The 17399-nt window shown below is 56.8% G+C and carries 11 protein-coding genes and 1 other RNA gene; 5 read left to right on the plus strand and 7 right to left on the minus strand.

All coding sequences use genetic code 11. The annotated features are described in order from the left end of the window. Positions 1-10: 10 nt before the first annotated feature. From WFN87_RS09240 to ppsR, 4 genes are all read right to left on the minus strand, one after another. Entirely contained in the window at positions 11-1990 is a 1980-nt protein-coding gene (locus WFN87_RS09240) for a TonB-dependent hemoglobin/transferrin/lactoferrin family receptor (protein ID WP_008456539.1), read from the minus strand. Positions 1991-2092: 102 nt separating this feature from the next. Next, complete coding sequence (hemP, locus tag WFN87_RS09245; RefSeq protein WP_008456537.1) at positions 2093-2257, minus strand: hemin uptake protein HemP; 165 nt, start codon at positions 2255-2257, stop codon at positions 2093-2095. A 187-nt stretch (positions 2258-2444) separates the two neighbouring features. After that, entirely contained in the window at positions 2445-3491 is a 1047-nt protein-coding gene (aroH, locus tag WFN87_RS09250) for a 3-deoxy-7-phosphoheptulonate synthase AroH (RefSeq protein ID WP_336982605.1), read from the minus strand. 170 nt (positions 3492-3661) lie between these two features. Beyond that, positions 3662-4495, minus strand: a complete 834-nt coding sequence (ppsR, locus tag WFN87_RS09255; RefSeq protein WP_008456534.1) for a posphoenolpyruvate synthetase regulatory kinase/phosphorylase PpsR — start codon at positions 4493-4495, stop codon at positions 3662-3664. Between the two features lie 327 nt (positions 4496-4822). Here ppsR and ppsA point away from each other — a divergent pair, with 327 nt between their 5' ends. Then, a complete protein-coding gene (gene ppsA, locus WFN87_RS09260) occupies positions 4823-7201 on the plus strand; it encodes a phosphoenolpyruvate synthase (protein ID WP_008456532.1) in 2379 nt (792 codons plus the stop codon). An 84-nt stretch (positions 7202-7285) separates the two neighbouring features. Here ppsA and WFN87_RS09265 read toward each other — a convergent pair whose 3' ends face one another. After that, positions 7286-8848: an alpha/beta hydrolase-fold protein gene (locus WFN87_RS09265; RefSeq protein ID WP_336982608.1), complete on the minus strand. Its 1563-nt coding sequence runs from the start codon at positions 8846-8848 to the stop codon at positions 7286-7288. A gap of 151 nt (positions 8849-8999) precedes the next feature. Between WFN87_RS09265 and WFN87_RS09270 the strand changes: the two genes are divergently transcribed. Both WFN87_RS09270 and WFN87_RS09275 read left to right on the plus strand, forming a co-directional pair. Next, positions 9000-11162, plus strand: coding sequence for a TonB-dependent siderophore receptor (locus tag WFN87_RS09270; RefSeq protein WP_442892760.1), 2163 nt, complete (start codon positions 9000-9002; stop codon positions 11160-11162). Between the two features lie 9 nt (positions 11163-11171). After that, complete coding sequence (locus WFN87_RS09275; protein WP_336982612.1) at positions 11172-12074, plus strand: alpha/beta hydrolase; 903 nt, start codon at positions 11172-11174, stop codon at positions 12072-12074. On the opposite strand, the gene rprA is transcribed toward WFN87_RS09275, so the two are convergent. Both rprA and ydiK read right to left on the minus strand, forming a co-directional pair. After that, an RNA gene (rprA, locus tag WFN87_RS09280) (antisense sRNA RprA) lies at positions 12071-12177 on the minus strand. The genes WFN87_RS09275 and rprA overlap by 4 nt on opposite strands. 299 nt (positions 12178-12476) lie before the next feature. Further along, positions 12477-13595, minus strand: coding sequence for an AI-2E family transporter YdiK (ydiK, locus tag WFN87_RS09285; RefSeq protein WP_166994084.1), 1119 nt, complete (start codon positions 13593-13595; stop codon positions 12477-12479). A 203-nt stretch (positions 13596-13798) separates the two neighbouring features. Here ydiK and ydiJ point away from each other — a divergent pair, with 203 nt between their 5' ends. Both ydiJ and menI read left to right on the plus strand, forming a co-directional pair. Further along, positions 13799-16855: a D-2-hydroxyglutarate dehydrogenase YdiJ gene (gene ydiJ, locus WFN87_RS09290; protein WP_336982615.1), complete on the plus strand. Its 3057-nt coding sequence runs from the start codon at positions 13799-13801 to the stop codon at positions 16853-16855. After that, on the plus strand, positions 16852-17262 hold the full coding sequence (gene menI, locus WFN87_RS09295; RefSeq protein ID WP_008456522.1) for a 1,4-dihydroxy-2-naphthoyl-CoA hydrolase: 411 nt from the start codon (positions 16852-16854) through the stop codon (positions 17260-17262). The genes ydiJ and menI overlap by 4 nt, the downstream gene beginning before the upstream one ends. Positions 17263-17399 lie beyond the last annotated feature (137 nt).

Consider the following 17399-nt stretch of genomic DNA (forward strand, 5'->3'; position numbering starts at 1 on the left):
AATAACTCCTTTACCATTGATAGCTCACGAAAATTTTACCGTTACGGCCATCCTGCGGGAGACCCTGCGGTGACCAGTACTCTTTATCGAAGGCGTTGCCAAACACCAGCGTGGTGGTTAAACCGCGCAGCTGCTGCTGCCCTTTGTAGCTGACATAAAAATCGCTGACCGCATAGCCCGGCTGCTGTGCATAGGAGCTGCTGATATGGGTGGAACGCTCGGCGAAGGTGCCGACCCAGCCCACGGAGAAGCCGCTGTGTGACACAGGGATGTCCAGGGTGGTGGTGACGGTGTCCGGGTTCAGGCTGGAGATGTACTCGCCGGTATCTTCATCTTTACCGCGGGTACGGTTATAGGCGGTATCCAGACTGAACAGATCGGCGGTGTACTTCGCGTTGACGTCCCAGCCCCAAATTTTTGCTTTTGGCACGTTGTAGGACATGGTGGTCGCTTTGGCGAAGTCCACGGTGGTAGAGATGTAATCTTTCGCTTTGGTGTCGAAGTAGCTGGCTTTGAATTCCAGGCCGTCGTTAGCCATGGCCAGATTGTCGAAGCGCAGACCGAAGCCGTATTCCTGCGTTTCGTTGGTTTCCGGGCGCAGGTTCGGGTTTGGTACCCAATAGTTGGTGTAGCGAGTGCCGATAGAGAAGTGCTTGGAGTCGTTGTACATCTCGCCCATGGTCGGCGCACGGAACGCCTGCGCATAGGAACCAAACAGCATCAGCCAGTCGGTTGGGGTGACAGAAACCGCCCCGCGTGATGACCACTTGTCGGCATCCACGTCTTTATAGCCCTGACTGCTGCCGCTGTAGTTGTCATAACGCGTCCCGGCCAGGATAGAAATCGGCAGGTCGCGCAGGGTGATTTCATCCTGCAGCCAGCCGGAACCAAAGTTGATTTTCGCCTGTGGGAAACCGGTCGTCAGGCCACCAGGAGCCTGCTCCTGACGATAATATTCGCTGCCGTAGGTCAGCAGGTTAGCCGCGAAGCTGTCGCTAAACAGACGGCTGCGGTTTTCGAGCTTACCGCCTTTGGTCGTCTGTTTACGGAATTCCCCCCCCTGATTAGGGGTTTCCGCGTTGATACGAGCTTCGGACCAGTAGGCCGTCGCGGTCGCGTTCAGCCAGTCGTTATCCTGCGGATTGAGGTGGTATTTCAGCTGCGCGTCGCGCTGAATGGTGGAGCGATTGGTCATCGGGTTGCTGGAGGCTGAGGCATCCGGCGTCTGCGGGTTTTTCGGTTCCTGCGCGTTGTTATTGTAGTAGCGCAGGGAGCCGGACAGCGACTGAGCCGAATCGATATACCAGGTGCCTTTGGTCAGCAGGTTGCCGATGTTTTCGTCATTAGGCGCGGTTTCACCGTTGCTCTGGCGCAGGTTACCGCGATCGCGGCTGGACCAGGCGACGACGCCATCCAGGTTATCGGTACGGCCAAAGGCACTGGCGCCCATGCCGATGCTGTGGTCGCCGGTACCGCCGGTGCCGAAGACGCGGAAGCCGCTGTTTTGCCCGTCAAATAGAAGATCGGCGGCGTCTGCGGTTTCATAGGAAATAACACCGCCCAGCGCGCCGCTGCCGTACAGCAGAGCCGCCGGACCACGTACCACTTCAATACGCTTAATCAGCGCGGGATCGAGGAACGTACTGTTCAGGTGGCCGGTGTCGGTGCCCTGACGAATGCCGTCTACCAGGGTAAGTACGCCACGGCGGTCGTAACCGCGCATGTTGATGTCCTGGCCGTTGGTGCGCCCGGTGCCGTCGATGGTGATCCCCGGAACTTTGCGCAGCATGTCAGCGGCGGACGTGGACGTCTGGCTCTCTGGCGAATTCGCATCGATAACGCTCACCATCATTGGGGCTTCGAAAGTGCTGCGTTGGTTACCGGTGGCAACCACGGTCATTTGATCGTCTTTTGCGAAAGCGGGCAGGGCGGTAAATACGGCTAACGTGAGTACAGACAGACGAAAACCTGCTGTGTTGGTGCAAGGCATAGCGCAACTCTCCTAAGGAATATCGAAAGCGCTGGCTGCCTGGGTATGACCTGGGTGGCTGGCTAATTTCCCCGTTAGGGTGTGGGGAACGGTTTGTTTAATTTATTTGGTCAGGATCAGCTTCCCGGCCTGAGTCTGGCGTAACAGATATTGCTGTCCTTCATGGACGATAACAACGCGGCCATCGGCACCGAGCAGCGTTTTGCTGTCAACCTGGCGAGGTTCTGTCGCGGGCTGTGGGCGGGCGGGGGTGAATGGTTTGTCCATACGCTTCACTCTGTTTACAAATGACAATCAGTGTAACAATGAGAATCATTATCAGAAAAAGCCGAATCAGCAGCAAGCATTATTTGTAAGAATTGTGTGAATCAGGGAATTTCTTTGCGGGCGAGTTGTCGCGAGGCGTAATGCTATGATATCCGGCGGGTTATCAAGTGCCCGCCGGTGGAAACTATCAGAAGCGTCGGTCAGTGGCCTGCGCCAGCATCGCGACCAGCGTTTCCGTATCTTCCCAGTTAAGGCAAGGGTCGGTGATCGACTGCCCGTAAGTCAGGGGCTTGCCAGCAACGATTTGCTGCGTCCCTTCTTTCAGGAAGCTTTCCGCCATGATCCCGGCAATCGGCCGCGAGCCGTTGCGAATTTGCGTGCAAACATCTTCGCAGACATCCAACTGACGGCGGTGCTGCTTCTGGCAGTTACCGTGGCTGAAATCAATCACCAGATGTTCAGGCAAGTCAAACGCGCTCAGCGTGTCGCAGGCGGCGGCAATGTCTTCTGCGTGATAATTCGGCTGCTTGCCGCCGCGCATAATAATATGGCCGTAAGGGTTGCCGCTGGTCTGGTAAATCGTCATCTGCCCCTGTTTATCCGGGGAGAGGAACATATGGCTGGCACGCGCGGCACGGATGGCATCCACCGCAATGCGGGTATTGCCATCTGTACCATTTTTAAAGCCAACCGGACAGGAGAGTGCGGACGCCATTTCACGGTGGATCTGGCTTTCGGTCGTGCGCGCGCCAATGGCGCCCCAGCTAATCAGGTCGGCGATATATTGCCCGGTCACCATATCCAGAAATTCGGTCGCGGTAGGGACACCCAGCTCGTTGACCTGCAGCAGCAGGCGGCGCGCCTGTTCGAGGCCGTAATTAATGCGGTAGCTGCCGTTCAGATCAGGATCGGAAATTAACCCTTTCCAGCCGACGACGGTGCGGGGTTTTTCGAAGTAGGTACGCATCATGATCTCAAGACGATCCTGATGTTTTTCACGCAGCGTTTTGAGGCGGCGAGCATAGTCCATCGCGGCGTCAAGATCGTGGATCGAGCAGGGGCCGACGATTACCAGCAGGCGCTTATCTTCGCCGGTGAGGATCTTTTCGATCCGGCGGCGGGCGGCGGTGACGTGCTGGGCAACCTCGGCGGAAACCGGGAAGCGCTCGGTTAGCTCAGCCGGTGTCACCAGGCTGTCGATGCGCGCGGTTCGCAATTCATCTGTTTTGTTCATTGGGTGTCTCAGAAATTTTGTCTTCTCTGCGGCAGATTTACCGGGAAGTGATGGGGATCACAATAAACCAAAGCTGACCGATTTCAACATCCGACCGGCTTTGGCGAAAGGATTGCCCCACCGCAGTCTGTACACCCTAGCATACACGCCTGGTCTTTTGTACTAGTTTCTTAGTACATGCGGCGATTCAGCCCCATAATGTCGAGAATTTTGGTCGCCATCTCTTCAACAGAATAGTTGGTGCTGTTGAGGTAGCGGATCTGATTTTTACGGAACAGAGCTTCCACTTCGGCGACCTCCAGACGGCACTGGCGGAGAGAAGCATAGCGGCTGTTTTCACGCCGTTCTTCACGAATGGCGGCCAGGCGTTCAGGGTTAATGGTCAGGCCAAAAAGCTTGTGCTGCAGCGGTTTAAGCACGGCCGGGAGCTGAATGTTGTCCATGTCATCGGCAATAAAAGGGTAGTTCGCGGCGCGAATGCCAAACTGCATCGCGAGGTACAGGCTGGTCGGCGTTTTTCCACAGCGGGATACGCCCAGCAAAATGACCTGCGCCTGATCGAGATTGCGCATCGAAATCCCGTCGTCGTGCGCCAGCGTGTAATCAATGGCGGCAATACGGGCGTCGTATTTCGTCAGGTTACCGGGGTTAAGGCCGTGCGTTCGGTGGGCGACGGGAGTCGGGTCGAGTTTTAGCTCCTGCTGCAGCGGCGCAACCAGGGTTTGCACGATGTCCTGACAGAAACCTTCGCTCTGCATAATGATGTCGCGGATATTGGGCAGCACGATGGAATAAAACACCAGCGGACGCACCCCGGTTTGTTGGTAAATAGCGTCAATCTGCTCTTTTACCGCTTTTGCGCGGCTTTCATTTTCAACAAACGGCAGCGTAATACTGTTGATAGATACCGGGAATTGTGACATGACCGCGTGACCAAGTACCTCTGCGGTAATCGCGGTGCCATCGGAAATACAAAATACCTGACGATCGACTAAATTATCCATTTTTATTCCTGAGCGGGGAACCGGTTTCCCTAAAGCATAAAGTAAAACAAGGGATTCCGAGTAGCGCTAATCTTAATTTAAAAAGTGAAATAGCGTTTTTAAATTTAATAAACCATCTTAAATATATTCAAATCAATACTATACCCATCTAAATTGTGAGGATTATATGATAATCAATGGTTTATGAAATGAGCGGATCTATCCGAAAACGTCATATTTTATTTTGCTTGAACGATTCACTGGTTTCATTCCCCCCTAAGAATATGCAAAGCTAAATACGAAGTCTGGTGTTTCTTGTACCCATTCATTTAAAAAAGGATTGTTTCGATGTCCAATAACGGCTCGTCACCGCTGGTGCTTTGGTATAACCAACTTGGCATGAATGATGTAGACAGGGTCGGAGGCAAAAATGCCTCCCTGGGTGAAATGATTACCAATCTTTCGGGTATGGGCGTTTCCGTCCCGAACGGTTTTGCGACCACCGCCGAGGCGTTTAACCTGTTTCTCGACCAGAGCGGCGTGAACCAGCGTATCTACGAGCTGCTGGATAAAACCGACATTGACGATGTGAGCGAACTGGCAAAAGCCGGGGCGCAGATTCGCCAGTGGATTATTGACACGCCTTTCCAGCCTGAGCTGGAGCATGCCATTCGTGAAGCGTACCAAACGCTCTCCTCCGATGATGCAGAGGCCTCTTTTGCGGTGCGTTCTTCGGCCACTGCGGAAGACATGCCGGACGCTTCCTTTGCCGGGCAACAAGAAACTTTCCTCAACGTGCAGGGCTATGATGCCGTGCTGGTGGCGGTGAAACACGTTTTCGCCTCGCTGTTTAACGACCGTGCAATCTCCTACCGCGTGCATCAGGGCTACGACCACCGCGGCGTGGCGCTCTCCGCTGGCGTTCAGCGTATGGTGCGCTCCGACCTCGCTTCTTCCGGGGTGATGTTCTCCATTGATACCGAATCCGGTTTCGATCAGGTGGTGTTTATTACCGCCGCGTGGGGCCTGGGTGAAATGGTTGTGCAGGGCGCCGTAAACCCGGATGAATTCTACGTGCACAAGCCAACGCTTGAGGCGGGTAATCCGGCCATCGTTCGCCGCACCATGGGTTCGAAAAAAATTCGCATGGTCTACGCTCCAACGCAGGAACACGGCAAGCAGGTGCGGATTGAAGACGTGCCGGAAGCCGATCGCGACCGCTTCTGTATTACCCAGGAAGAGATTCAGGAACTGGCTAAGCAGGCGGTACAAATCGAAAAACATTATGGCCGCCCGATGGACATCGAGTGGGCTAAAGACGGCCATACCGGCAAGCTGTTCATCGTTCAGGCTCGCCCGGAAACCGTGCGTTCTCAGGGCCAGGTGATGGAACGCTACCAGCTGCACGCGCAGGGGCAGATCGTGGCGGAAGGCCGCGCGATTGGTCACCGCATCGGCGCGGGTCCGGTAAAAGTGATCCACGACATCAGCGAAATGAACCGCATCCAGCCGGGCGACGTGCTGGTCACTGACATGACCGACCCGGACTGGGAACCGATCATGAAAAAAGCGGCGGCGATTGTCACCAACCGCGGCGGGCGTACCTGCCACGCGGCCATCATCGCACGTGAGCTTGGTATTCCAGCCGTTGTGGGCTGTGGCGATGCCACCGAGCGCATGAAAGACGGCCAGAACGTGACCGTTTCCTGCGCCGAAGGCGACACCGGCTACGTTTACGCGGAGATCCTCGACTTCACCGTGAAAAGCTCCACGGTTGATGCCATGCCGGATCTGCCGCTGAAGATCATGATGAACGTTGGCAACCCGGATCGTGCGTTTGACTTCGCCTGCCTGCCGAACGAAGGCGTTGGCCTGGCGCGTCTGGAATTTATCATCAACCGCATGATTGGCGTGCACCCGCGCGCGCTGCTGGAGTTCGACCAGCAGGAGCCCGCGCTGCAGGCGGAAATCCGCACGATGATGAAAGGTTATGACGATCCGGTTGAGTTTTACGTGGGTCGCCTGACCGAAGGGATCGCGACTTTAGGCGCGGCGTTCTGGCCGAAGCGCGTGATTGTGCGTCTGTCTGACTTCAAATCTAACGAATACGCCAACCTGGTGGGCGGCGAGCGTTATGAGCCGGAAGAAGAGAACCCAATGCTGGGCTTCCGTGGGGCAGGTCGCTACGTGGCAGACAGCTTCCGCGACTGCTTCGCGCTGGAATGCGCGGCCATGAAGCGCGTGCGTAATGAAATGGGCCTGACCAACGTCGAAGTGATGGTGCCGTTTGTGCGTACCGTTGCCCAGGCAAAAGCGGTGGTTGAGGAGCTCGAACGTCAGGGCCTGAAGCGCGGTGAGAACGGGCTGAAGATCATCATGATGTGCGAGATCCCGTCCAACGCCCTGCTGGCGGACGAGTTCCTGCAATACTTTGACGGCTTCTCCATTGGCTCGAACGATATGACGCAGCTTGCGCTGGGCCTGGATCGCGACTCTGGTGTGGTGTCTGAACTGTTTGACGAGCGTAACGACGCGGTGAAAGCGCTGCTGTCGATGGCGATTAAAGCGGCGAAGAAACAGGGTAAATACGTCGGGATCTGTGGGCAGGGGCCGTCCGATCACGAAGACTTTGCCGCCTGGCTGATGGAAGAGGGGATTGACAGCCTGTCCCTGAACCCGGACACCGTGGTGCAAACCTGGCTCAGCCTTGCTGAACTGAATAAGTAACGTTCAACCCTTCTCTGCAATAAAGAGAGGGGATCCGGCCCGGAGCCTGCCTGCCTTATGCGGAGCAGGCCACCGGGCCGACACTTATCCCCGCTTAATCAATTCCTTCATGCCGGTAATAATGGCCTCGCACCAGGCGGCGTAATCATGCCCGCTCGACCAGGGGTTAAAGCTCACCTCGTAGCCCTTTTCACGCAGCACGGCTTCAAGCTGCTGCGTATTACGGTAAATACCGCCGTCTGCGCCTTTGCTTTCAAAGCGTCCCGCCTGCAGCCAAAATCGCACCGGCAAGCGCGGGGATGCCTGATACTGACGGGTAAGCCAGCCCGGCGCTTCGCCCTCGGGTGCCCACCAGTAAGAGCCGGACAAACTCAGCACGTTGCCAAACGCTTCGGGATGGCGAAGCGCCACCCAGGCTGAAGCCAGGCCGCCGTAGCTGGAGCCTGCCACGATGGTTTTTTGTGCCGGGGTGGTGATGCCCTGACGGCGCAGCCACGGCACCAGCTCATCGGCCATAAAATCGGCGAAATCGGGATTGGGCGGCAGCTCTTTTTCCCGTCGTTCGCCGTCGAGGCTGTCGATAAACACGGCGTTAACCGGCGGCAGGGCATGACGGGCTATCAGGCCGTCCAGCACATTGGTGAGATGATAACGGTCCTGGTACATACGGCCATCGAACAGCATTAGCGTCCAGCGGGCGGGCTGCCCCCCGCGTGGCCGATAGACGGCCACTTCCCGACGGTTGGCCAGCTTTTTGCTTTCTACCTGATAGCGAACCAGGGAGCCCTGTCGAATCGGCTCGGCGGTTGCCTGCGGGGTAAAATAGCGGTGGGTGGTCAGGTCCAAAAGCGAGAAACGATTCCAGCGGTCGCCTTTGCCTGCGGGGCTGAATTGCGGGTTAAGCGGGTCAGTCTGGGCCGACACCAGAATCGCCCGGCGCTGGTCGCGCGCGGTGCCTTCCACAAGGGGAACGTCGGGGGCAAGTTTGTACTGCATTAGCGTATCAGCCGGTACCACATAGCTGCGATACCAGACGTCGGACTGCCCGAGGCGGAACATCGGGTCATGGTCACCGGCCGGTGAACCGAGCACGAACACGTTGCCCTGGGCGCCTCGCCACAGGAACGTCACGCGTTTACGGCTGGCATCGATGGGCTCGACCAGCGGCGTGCCCTGCTCGCGCCTTTCCTGCCAGAAAGCTTCCGTACTTGCGCCGTGGCTCAGAGCCTGCTCAAGCGCCAGCAGTGCCGGGCTTTCCGGGGATTGTTCGTCGTTACGCTTGAGCGGCACGGTTTCACGGATCTGCCAGCGAAACAGCCAGCGCCTGCCGGGCTCACCGCGAAGCACCAGCGTAGAAGGCTGACCGACGGGCAGGGCAAAAAGCGGATTGTGCTGGCCATCCACCGGCCCATTTTCCACCAGCGAACGCCAGAGCCTGCCTTTGCTGTCTACCAGGCTGGCGTCGGTTACGCCGCTCAACCGGACGTTGGCGTAATTTTCACCCAGCGCCGGAAGGGCAAAGCAGATTTCGCCGCTGGCGTCGAACTTCCCATCCTGCTCACCCTGGCTGCCGGTAAAAGTACAGGTCGCGGCCACCGCCGACGCTGAACAAAGTCCCAACATTAATGCGCTCCACGCGGCTCTCATCGTGTTTATCATTCCTGATAAAAAAGTGCACACACGCTAATGCAAACGAGATTGATTTGCAATAACATTGCGAGTCGTTGCGTTTTACGACAAAACGTAACAGGAGAGAAAGGCGAACTTAATTCACCTAATCACATGGGATGTTACGGTCATGCACTTTAAAAATAATAAGGTAACCTGCGGCCTTTGGCTGATGGGATTCAGTGCCCTGGGGATGGGAAACGGCGTTCAGGCGCAGGAGCGGCAGGGCAGCGAGGAAACTCTGGTTGTCACCGGCTCCGTTAGCGAGGATCCTTCTGCGCCGCTGAAGGGGATGGTGGCTACCAAAACGCTGTCTGCAACGAAAACCGCGGCTGATTTGCTCCAAACGCCGCAGTCGGTTTCGGTGATTACCCGCGACCAAATGAACGCGCAGGATGTTACCTCCGTGTCGCAGGCTTTGCGCTATTCGGCCGGGGTGCTGACGGAGTATCGGGGCAGTTCGAACCGCAACGATGAGGTGTTTGTGCGCGGCTTCAGCTATGTCCCAAAATATCTTGATGGACTGAGCTACGGCGCAACAGCGTCTTCCCAGACCGGGACGTTTGACCCGTGGCTGCTTGAGCGCGTGGAGCTGGTGCGCGGCCCGGCATCCGTGTTGTTCGGCCAGGTGAACCCCGGCGGGCTTATCAGCATGACCAGCAAGCGGCCGACAAGGGAAGCGATACATGAAGTGCAGTTCCGCTCAGGCAACCAGCATCTGGCCGAGGGGGCTTTTGATTTTGGCGGCTCGCTAAGCGACGATAATCGGGTGCTTTATCGCCTGAACGGCATCGCACGCACGCAGCACAGCCAGGTGGCCGATTACAAAGAGCAGCGCCTGGCGATTGCGCCGGCGCTGCTCTGGTATCCCAACGAGCAGACTCGTTTTACTTTACTGACCAGCTACCAGAAAGACCCGAAGGCGGGCTATCGTAACTTCCTGCCTGCCGCAGGCCTGGTGACGGAAACCACGGCGGGGTATATCCCGCTGGACTTTAACGTTAGCGATCCCAATTACGACCAGTCGTGGCGCGAGCAAACGATGGTGGGCTATGAGTTCGAGCACAGCTTCAACGATATCTTCACCTTCCGCCAGAACGCCCGTTACGCCAGCATCAAACAGAAGTACCGTTACCTCGTGTATTCCACCTCAAAAAGCGAGACGCTACTTTCGCGCCGTGCGCAGCGAGAAACGCGTGATACCGATGAGTTTGGCGTGGATAACCAGCTTGAGGCGCAGTTTGATACCGGCGCGCTGGGGCATACGCTGTTAGGCGGCCTGGATTACAAGTCTAACCATGACCGGCAGCAGCTCAGCCGCGGTACCGGGGCGAAATACGATCTGTACTGGCCGAATCCGGTATATGGCCTCAATGTGGACGAAAGCACCTTCAGCGCGGTGAACGACGACCAGCAGAATCTCGACCAGACGGGCGTGTACCTGCAGGATCAGCTCAGCTGGAACAACTGGCAACTGCTGCTTTCCGGGCGTTATGATTGGGCCGAAGTGCGCACGACGGACAGATTAAAAAGTAAAACGACGCAGCAGAATGACAGCAAGTTCACCTGGCGTACGGGGCTGCTTTACGCCTTTGATTTCGGCCTGTCGCCGTATATCAGCTACAGCACCTCGTTTGAACCCAATCTGCAGACCAACCGTGCGCCAGGCGCTGCGCCGTTCGACCCAAGCCTGGGCAAGCAGACCGAAGTGGGCCTGAAGTATCAGCCGCTGAAAGAGACCTTCATGACGCTGGCGCTGTTCGATCTCCGCCAGACAAACGTTGGGACCTACAACAGCGCGCTGGGTTGGTTTGAAAACGCCGGTGAAATTCGTTCTAAAGGGCTGGAGGCGGAGGTGCATTCCACGCTGTTTAACAGCCTCAACCTGATAGGCTCTTACACCTGGACGGATGCGGAAACCGTGAGCACCACCGTGGCGGGCACCGAAGGAAAAACGCCCGCGCGTGTTCCAACACATATGGCGTCGGCGTGGGGCAGTTACACTATTCCTGAAGGCCTGCTGAAAAACCTGACGGCAGGTGTCGGGGTTCGCTACATCGGGACCAGCTATGGCGATGCGAAAAATACCTTTAAAGTGGCGGCCGTGGATCTCTATGACGCCATGCTGCGTTACGAGCTGGGAGAAGTGAGCCCTGATTTAAAAGGGGCCGCCCTGCAGTTCAACGTCAATAATCTGTCGGACACAAAATACGTGGCGTCCTGCGCGTCGGATTCAGCCTGTTTCTACGGCATTGGCCGCACCTTAACCGCCACCGTCAGCTATCGCTGGTAAGGAGAACTTTTGCGCTATCTGCTTATGGCGCTTATCGCACTCGCTGCTCCCTCGGGGGCAGCGGTCATTGCGGATAAGCCCTACACGCTGGCGAATACGCTGGTACACAGTCTGCATTCGCCGGAAAACGGTGAGTATAAAATTATGGTTTCCTGGCCTGAAGGCGAAGCGCCGTCAGAAGGCTGGCCGGTGATTTACCTTCTGGACGGTGAGTCCGTCTTCCCCGGCGCGGTGTCGCTGATGCAGCGCCTGAGCTGTGAGCGTTGCCCGTTGGCGCCGGGCGTGGTGGTGGCGATTGACTACCCGGAAAACAGCCGCCGGGAGCGGGATTATCGACCTGCGGTAGAAAAAGTGGTGCTGGAGCCGAATCCGGCAGGGGGCACTTATCCGCCTGGCGTCCCCGGCGAGGCGCAGAAATTCTGGCGGTTTATCGACGCTGAACTCCGGCCCTGGGTCGAAAAGCAGTGGAAAATCAATCCGCAGCGGCAGGCGCTTTTTGGGCACTCCTATGGCGGTCTGTTCACCACCTGGCTGTTTATGACCTCGCCGGGCGCTTTCCAGCATTATTACGCCTCAAGCCCATCGGTGTGGTGGAACGACCGCTATCTGCTGCGAATGGCGCAAAACTGGCGGCCTGATAAGGGAAATGCTCAGCTATCGCTCTCCGTGGGAAGTTATGAACAGTCGCTGCAGCCGCAGGAGGCCAGGCTGTCGGAAGAGAAGCGCGCCACGCTATTAAAACATCGTGGGCAGCGAGCGATGGTAGACGGGAACCGCGAAATGGCTAATGCTCTGATAGCTAACGCCCCGACCCGGGTTGATTTTACGCTGGTAGAAGGGCAGAGCCACCTGACCGTTGCCCCGTTGGTTCTGCATGGGGCGCTTATCAATCACTTTGCGAAATCAGAATAAAAAAAAGCCCATCATCAAGATGGGCAAAGACTACACACAGCAATTCGTTGTTTCACTCAGGGGATTTCGATGTTTATAAATCAACGTGTTGATTCATAACCGTGAGTTAAATAGTAGGCATCTCACTAAGTGGCGTCACTCAGATTCGTCTCAATCGTTAACAGAAGGTAAATAACTTGAGGCAGCATAGCCCGGAATGGGGACTTCAATGGCCGGAATAGCGAAGGGAAAATGCGTTATTGATTAGATTTATTAACCATTTGCGTTAAGTCACTGCTTTAGGCGCAAGCTATTCTGTCGTTAAAAAAGTTCCTGTGGAGATGTAGAGGATGTGAACGGAAACTTAGCTGTTGTTGCATAGAGGGTTTGAGCGAACAGGAACTCCTCAAACCCTCCGCATCCTTATTGCTTCACATTCAGCGTCTGCTGCTCCTCAAGCAGTTCGACCACCTCTTGTGGATCGTCCTGTGGGGCAGGCGCCTCGTGCATCCAGACCGAAATCAGGCGATAAGAAACCGCCAGCAGCACCGGGCCGATAAACAGGCCAATCATCCCGAAGGCAATCAAGCCGCCGATCACGCCGGAAAGAATCAGAATCATTGGCAAGTCCGCGCCCATGCGAATAAGCACCGGGCGAATCACGTTATCCATGGTGCCAACGACACAACTCCATACCAGCAGCACCGTCCCCCAGGTGGTATCGCCGCTCCAGTACAGCCAGATAATGGCGGGCACCAGAATCACCAGCGGGCCAAGCTGAATCAGGCAGCTAAGCACCATCAGCACCGTAAGCAGCGCGGCGTAAGGAATGCCGGACACCGCCAGGCCAATACCGCCCAGTACACCCTGTGCTAGCGCGGTGACAACCACGCCCAGCGCTACGGCGCGAATCGCCTGGCCGGCCAGCAGTACGGCAGCATCACCGCGTTTGTCCGCGAGGCGGAAGGCGAAATGACGAATGCCGTTCCCCAGCGTCTCACCTTTGGCATACAGCAGCACGCTGAACAGCAGCATCAGGCCGAGATGCACCAGCAGAGTACCTATGTGTACGGCCTGACCAAGGAACCAACTGGTCGTCGTGCCGATATAGGGCCGGATCTTTTCCATAATCGCACTGCCGCCGCTGCTCACCAGCGTGTTCCAGCCGCTGTAAAGTTTATCGCCAATAAGTGGGACGCTGTGCAGCCATTCGAAGGCGGGCAGCGCCATGTGCCCTTTGGTCGCCCAGTTAATCACCGGGCCGCTGTTGTCCACCAGGCTGTTCACTAACATCGCGACCGGGATGACAAACAGCATCAGCAGGAGCAGCGTCATCACCAGCACCGCAAGGGAGCGTTTGCCCCACAGCAGCTTTTGCAATTTGATGAGCAGCGGCCAGGTCGCAATGACGATGGTTCCAGCCCAGGCGAAGCCCAAAACAAACGGGCGCACAATCCACAGACAGGCAAGAATCATCACCGAAATAAACAGCACCGACAGCAGGATCTGCAGCAGATCCTTTGGCTGACTGACTTTGATCATAGGAAGAATCACCTCAATAAAATGCACCCGCGCTAAATTCGCATGGCGATAATTTAATGATGATGTATTTCCTCGATTTTTGACAGGTGCATTTCGCATCGCGTTATCTGAAATAACAGCCGCAAATCGCGACGGAATATGATAAAAACAAAACAGACACGCAAACGATAACTCTTACTAAGCAACACAGGGTCGACCCGTCAATGATCCCACAAATTTCTCAGGCACCAGGCGTCGTTCAGCTGGTGCTCAGCTATTTAGCATCACTGGAGCAACAGGGCTTTACCGGCGATACCGCCACCAGCTATGCAGACCGCCTGACCATGGCGACCGACAACAGTATTTACCAACTGCTGCCGGATGCGGTGCTTTTCCCTCGTTCAACCGCCGACGTCACGCTGATTACCCGCGTGGCCTCCGAAGAGCGCTTTAAATCCCTGGTGTTTACCCCGCGCGGCGGCGGCACCGGCACCAACGGGCAGTCGCTGAACGGCGGCATCGTGGTGGACATGTCCCGCTACATGAATCGCATTATCGAAATCAACCCGGAACAAGGTTGGGTGCGGGTGGAAGCCGGCGTAATTAAAGACCAGCTCAACCAGTTCCTGAAGCCGCACGGCTACTTCTTTGCCCCGGAATTGTCGACCAGTAACCGCGCCACGCTGGGCGGGATGATCAACACCGATGCCTCCGGGCAGGGATCGCTGGTGTACGGTAAAACCTCCGATCATGTGCTGGGCGTGCGCGCCGTGCTGATGGACGGTGAAATTCTGGACACGCACCAGATGGCAACCGGGCTTGCCGAAGAGCTGGGCCGCGAAGAGACATCGAGCGGTAAAATCTACCGCACCGTGCTTGAACGCTGCCGCGAGCAGCGTGAGCTGATTATCGATAAATTCCCCAAACTAAACCGCTTTCTTACCGGCTATGACCTGCGCCACGTCTTTAATGACGATCTGAGCAAGTTCGATTTAACCCGCATTCTTACCGGCTCCGAGGGGACGCTGGCCTTTATCACCGAGGCGAAGCTGGATATCACCCGCTTGCCGAAGGTGCGCCGGCTGGTGAACGTCAAGTATGACTCCTTCGATTCAGCCCTGCGTAATGCGCCCTTTATGGTGGATGCTCGGGCGCTGTCGGTGGAAACCGTCGACTCCAAAGTCCTGAATCTGGCGCGGGAAGATATCGTCTGGCACTCGGTCAGCGAATTGATCACCGACGTGCCGAACAAAGAGATGCTCGGGCTGAACATCGTTGAGTTTGCCGGGGACGACCAGGCACTGATCGACGGCCAGGTCACTGAGCTATGTGCTCGCCTCGATGCGCTAATAGCCGCAGGCGAGGGCGGGGTGATTGGCTGGCAGGTTTGTGACGAGCTGGCCGGTATCGAAAAAATCTACGGCATGCGGAAAAAAGCCGTTGGCCTGCTGGGGAACGCCAAAGGCCAGGCTAAACCGATTCCGTTTGCCGAAGACACCTGCGTGCCGCCGCAGCATCTGGCGGACTACATTGTTGAATTCCGCGCTCTGCTGGATAGCCACAACCTGAGCTACGGGATGTTTGGTCACGTTGATGCAGGCGTGTTGCACGTTCGCCCTGCGCTGGATATGTGCGATCCGCAGCAGGAAATGCTGATGAAAAGCATCTCCGACGACGTGGTGGCGCTGACGGCAAAATACGGCGGTCTGCTGTGGGGCGAACATGGCAAAGGGTTCCGGGCCGAGTACAGCCCGGCCTTCTTCGGTGAAACGCTGTATGAAGAACTGCGCCGGATTAAAGCCGTGTTTGACCCGGCTAACCGGCTGAACCCCGGGAAGATTTGCCCGCCGCTCGGCGTGGACGACCCGATGATGCAGGTCGATGCCGTTAAGCGCGGGACGTTTGACCGACAAATCCCGATTGCGGTACGCACCTCCTGGCGCGGCGCGATGGAGTGCAACGGCAATGGCCTGTGCTTTAACTTCGACGTGAAAAGCCCGATGTGCCCGTCGATGAAAATCTCCAGCAACCGTATCCACTCCCCGAAAGGGCGAGCCACGCTGACCCGTGAATGGCTGCGGCTGCTGGCCGAGCGAGGCGTTGACCCGCTGCAGCTTGAGAAACAGCTGCCGGAGCAGCGCGCCAGCCTGCGAGGCCTTATCGAGCGTACCCGCAACTCGTGGCACGCCAGCAAGGGCGAGTACGATTTTTCCCACGAAGTGAAAGAGGCGATGTCCGGCTGCCTGGCCTGTAAAGCCTGCTCGACCCAATGCCCGATTAAAATCGACGTGCCGGAGTTCCGCTCTCGCTTCCTGCAGCTTTACCACACGCGCTATCTGCGCCCGCTGCGCGATCACGTTGTGGCCTCCGTGGAGAGCTACGCGCCGCTGATGGCGCGCGCGCCAAAAACCTTCAACTTCTTTATGAGCCAGCCGTGGGTCCAGAGTTTGTCCCGCAGGCACATCGGTATGGTTGACCTGCCTATGCTGTCCACGCCGACGCTGCAGCAGCAGTTGGTCGGGCACCGCTCAGCCAACGTCACGCTGGAAGAGCTGGAGCATTACTCAGATGAGCAGCGCGCCAAAACCGTGCTGGTGGTGCAGGACCCGTTCACCAGCTATTACGATGCTCAGGTGGTGGCTGATTTTATTAAGCTTGCAGATAAGCTAGGCTTTGAACCTGTGGTGCTGCCGTTCTCACCGAACGGTAAGGCTCAGCATATTAAAGGGTTCCTGCAGCGTTTTGCGCGCACGGCGAGTAAAACGTCTGAGTTCCTGAACCGCATTGCGAAACTGGGTATGCCGATGGTCGGCGTCGATCCGGCGCTGGTCCTGTGCTACCGCGATGAATATAAACAGACATTAGGCGAAGAGCGCGGTGAGTTTCAGGTGCAGCTGGTGCACGAATGGCTCCAGACTGCGCTGAAAGAACGGGAAGTGCAGGGCGCGGGAGGGGAAGCATGGTACCTCTTTGGCCACTGTACCGAAGTAACGGCGTTGCCGGCGACACCGAATCAGTGGGCCGGTATTTTTGCTCGTTTTGGCGCGAAGCTCGAGAGCGTGAGCGTTGGCTGCTGCGGCATGGCTGGCACTTACGGTCACGAGGTGAAAAATCTCGCCAATTCATTGGGCATCTATGAACTCTCCTGGCATCAGGCGATGCAGCGCCTGCCGCGCAACCGCTGTCTGGCAACCGGCTACTCCTGCCGCAGCCAGGTCAAGCGCGTTGAGGGCAACGGCGTACGGCATCCATTACAGGCTCTTCTGGAGATTATCGGATGATTTGGCGACGTGAAGCCACGCTTGCCGCGCTCAATAAAATGGGTGCGAACAATATGGTCGGCCATGTAGGCATTGAATTTACGCGTTTTGACGACAACGAAATTGAGGCCACCATGCCGGTGGATGAGCGCACCCGGCAGCCGTTTGGCCTGCTGCACGGCGGCGCGTCGGTGGTGCTGGCGGAAACGCTGGGTTCCGTAGCAGGCTACCTGTGCACCGAAGGCGACCAGAAGGTGGTTGGGCTGGAAGTGAACGCCAACCATATCCGCTCGGCGCGAGAAGGCGTGGTGCGGGGCGTTTGTCGCGCGGTGCACGCGGGGCGTCGTCATCAGGTGTGGCAAATTGATATCTACGATCAGCAAGACCAGCTGTGCTGTACCTCCCGCCTGACTACGGCGGTGGTGTAAAGCAACGGCTAAAATATTCCCACGTTCAGCCCTCGGGGACGTGGGATTGTTTTAATTTGTGATTATTTCTTTAAAAAACTATATATCCACCACCCATTTTGTTAAAAAACCTGCCTCATGATGTTTTCAGGCTTAAG

The sequence above is a fragment of the Cedecea sp. AS113 genome (assembly GCF_037152415.1).
Classification (GTDB): domain Bacteria; phylum Pseudomonadota; class Gammaproteobacteria; order Enterobacterales; family Enterobacteriaceae; genus Cedecea.

Bases quoted from the DNA above. Each gene is read 5' to 3' on its own strand.
- WFN87_RS09240 (WP_008456539.1), bottom strand. From the start codon at position 1,990: ATGCCTTGCACCAACACAGCAGGTTTTCGTCTGTCTGTACTCACGTTA.
- hemP (WP_008456537.1), bottom strand. From the start codon at position 2,257: ATGGACAAACCATTCACCCCCGCCCGCCCACAGCCCGCGACAGAACCT.
- aroH (WP_336982605.1), bottom strand. From the start codon at position 3,491: ATGAACAAAACAGATGAATTGCGAACCGCGCGCATCGACAGCCTGGTG.
- ppsR (WP_008456534.1), bottom strand. From the start codon at position 4,495: ATGGATAATTTAGTCGATCGTCAGGTATTTTGTATTTCCGATGGCACC.
- ppsA (WP_008456532.1), top strand. From the start codon at position 4,823: ATGTCCAATAACGGCTCGTCACCGCTGGTGCTTTGGTATAACCAACTT.
- WFN87_RS09265 (WP_336982608.1), bottom strand. From the start codon at position 8,848: ATGAGAGCCGCGTGGAGCGCATTAATGTTGGGACTTTGTTCAGCGTCG.
- WFN87_RS09270 (WP_442892760.1), top strand. From the start codon at position 9,000: ATGCACTTTAAAAATAATAAGGTAACCTGCGGCCTTTGGCTGATGGGA.
- ydiK (WP_166994084.1), bottom strand. From the start codon at position 13,595: ATGATCAAAGTCAGTCAGCCAAAGGATCTGCTGCAGATCCTGCTGTCG.
- ydiJ (WP_336982615.1), top strand. From the start codon at position 13,799: ATGATCCCACAAATTTCTCAGGCACCAGGCGTCGTTCAGCTGGTGCTC.
- menI (WP_008456522.1), top strand. From the start codon at position 16,852: ATGATTTGGCGACGTGAAGCCACGCTTGCCGCGCTCAATAAAATGGGT.